This window comes from Paraburkholderia sp. BR10872 (genome assembly GCF_040965835.1).
In the GTDB taxonomy this organism is placed as follows: Bacteria; Pseudomonadota; Gammaproteobacteria; order Burkholderiales; family Burkholderiaceae; genus Paraburkholderia; species Paraburkholderia nodosa_A.
The window spans coordinates 1-2281 of record NZ_JBFRCN010000127.1; the positions used below are offsets into that span (position 1 = coordinate 1).

The 2281-nt window shown below is 57.7% G+C and carries 2 protein-coding genes; both read left to right on the forward strand.

From position 1 onward, the window contains the following. Window positions 1-166 precede the first annotated feature (166 nt). A complete protein-coding gene (locus AB4Y43_RS40270; RefSeq protein ID WP_368730278.1) occupies window positions 167-1123 on the forward strand; it encodes an IS110 family transposase in 957 nt (318 codons plus the stop codon). A 180-nt stretch (window positions 1124-1303) separates the two neighbouring features. Next, the gene (locus AB4Y43_RS40275; RefSeq protein ID WP_368730278.1) at window positions 1304-2260 is read left to right on the forward strand and encodes an IS110 family transposase; all 957 of its coding nucleotides are present in this window, start codon (window positions 1304-1306) and stop codon (window positions 2258-2260) included. Window positions 2261-2281 lie beyond the last annotated feature (21 nt).

The window sequence follows — 2281 nt, forward strand, 5'->3', positions numbered from 1 at the left end:
TCTTGTATCTTTCTGCTCACGGACGGCGGTCATGCAGCCTGATAACCATCATGGGCCTGAAAGCCCGTTAATGAGCATTCGGCGTATGACCGCTACCGTTCTTCGATAAGCCCGAACAGTTGCTTGAATTCAAATTCGCATTCACAAGAATGGGATCCGGGGAACCATGTCTGAAAAAATCGCTGTCGGAATTGACGTGGCAAAAGCCACCCTTGATGTCGCCTTCGGAGTTGCAGGAAGCGTCACCACCTATCCCAACACGCCAGCAGGCCACGAAGAGCTGCTCACCGCCCTTGCTGAATGCCAGGTTGATCTTGTGGTACTGGAAGCCACAGGAAGCTACGAGGTGGCGGCTGGTTGTGCGTTGCAAAGCGCCGGCTACGCAGTTGCTATCGTGAATCCCCGGCAAGCCCGCGACTTCGCGAAGGCAATGGGAAATCTCGCGAAAACCGACCGGATTGACGCGCGTGCTCTGGCTCAGCTTGCCCAAGTGCTTGCGCAGCGAAGCGACAGGGACAAGATAGTCAAAATCCTGCCTTCGCCGCTGCAGCAGGAGCTTCAAGCCCTCGTTGCCCGTCGTCGCCAGATCGTCACATTGTTGACGTCAGAGCGACAACGACTTGGAATCAGCCACGAAGCCGTACGCGGGAGTCTAACCGCCGTCATTGAGGTTCTTCAAGGTCAGCTCAAGGCTGTTGAAGCTGCCCTGGCGAAGCACGTCAAGGCGCATCACACCGGCCTGGTCGAACTGCTATCCAGTGTTCGCGGAGTAGGACCCGCTACCGTCGCCACGCTGATCGCCGACGTGCCAGAACTCGGCAAGCTGACGCGGCGTGAGGTCAGTGCGCTGATCGGGGTAGCGCCCTTCAACCGCGACTCGGGAGCGTTTCGCGGCAAACGAATGATCTTCGGCGGACGTGCCGCTGTCAGGCGCATGTTGTACATGGCGACGTTAGCGGCCGTACGCTTCAACCCGGTCATTGGGGCCTTCTACCATCGGCTCGTCGCCACCGGCAAGCCGAACAAGGTTGTTCTGGTTGCCTGCATGAGAAAGCTGCTGACTATCCTCAACGCCATCGCAAAAACAGGAAAGCCGTGGGATGAATCCATCCACACGGCTTGACAGGTAAGACAGTTGCTTGTATCTTTCTGCTCACGGACGGCGGTCATGCAGCCTGATAACCATCATGGGCCTGAAAGCCCGTTAATGAGCATTCGGCGTATGACCGCTACCGTTCTTCGATAAGCCCGAACAGTTGCTTGAATTCAAATTCGCATTCACAAGAATGGGATCCGGGGAACCATGTCTGAAAAAATCGCTGTCGGAATTGACGTGGCAAAAGCCACCCTTGATGTCGCCTTCGGAGTTGCAGGAAGCGTCACCACCTATCCCAACACGCCAGCAGGCCACGAAGAGCTGCTCACCGCCCTTGCTGAATGCCAGGTTGATCTTGTGGTACTGGAAGCCACAGGAAGCTACGAGGTGGCGGCTGGTTGTGCGTTGCAAAGCGCCGGCTACGCAGTTGCTATCGTGAATCCCCGGCAAGCCCGCGACTTCGCGAAGGCAATGGGAAATCTCGCGAAAACCGACCGGATTGACGCGCGTGCTCTGGCTCAGCTTGCCCAAGTGCTTGCGCAGCGAAGCGACAGGGACAAGATAGTCAAAATCCTGCCTTCGCCGCTGCAGCAGGAGCTTCAAGCCCTCGTTGCCCGTCGTCGCCAGATCGTCACATTGTTGACGTCAGAGCGACAACGACTTGGAATCAGCCACGAAGCCGTACGCGGGAGTCTAACCGCCGTCATTGAGGTTCTTCAAGGTCAGCTCAAGGCTGTTGAAGCTGCCCTGGCGAAGCACGTCAAGGCGCATCACACCGGCCTGGTCGAACTGCTATCCAGTGTTCGCGGAGTAGGACCCGCTACCGTCGCCACGCTGATCGCCGACGTGCCAGAACTCGGCAAGCTGACGCGGCGTGAGGTCAGTGCGCTGATCGGGGTAGCGCCCTTCAACCGCGACTCGGGAGCGTTTCGCGGCAAACGAATGATCTTCGGCGGACGTGCCGCTGTCAGGCGCATGTTGTACATGGCGACGTTAGCGGCCGTACGCTTCAACCCGGTCATTGGGGCCTTCTACCATCGGCTCGTCGCCACCGGCAAGCCGAACAAGGTTGTTCTGGTTGCCTGCATGAGAAAGCTGCTGACTATCCTCAACGCCATCGCAAAAACAGGAAAGCCGTGGGATGAATCCATCCACACGGCTTGACAGGTAAGACAGTTGCTCATT

What these genes read in the sequence shown, in the direction of transcription:
- AB4Y43_RS40270 (WP_368730278.1), top strand. Translation starts at nt 167, where the DNA reads ATGTCTGAAAAAATCGCTGTCGGAATTGACGTGGCAAAAGCCACCCTT.
- AB4Y43_RS40275 (WP_368730278.1), top strand. Translation starts at nt 1,304, where the DNA reads ATGTCTGAAAAAATCGCTGTCGGAATTGACGTGGCAAAAGCCACCCTT.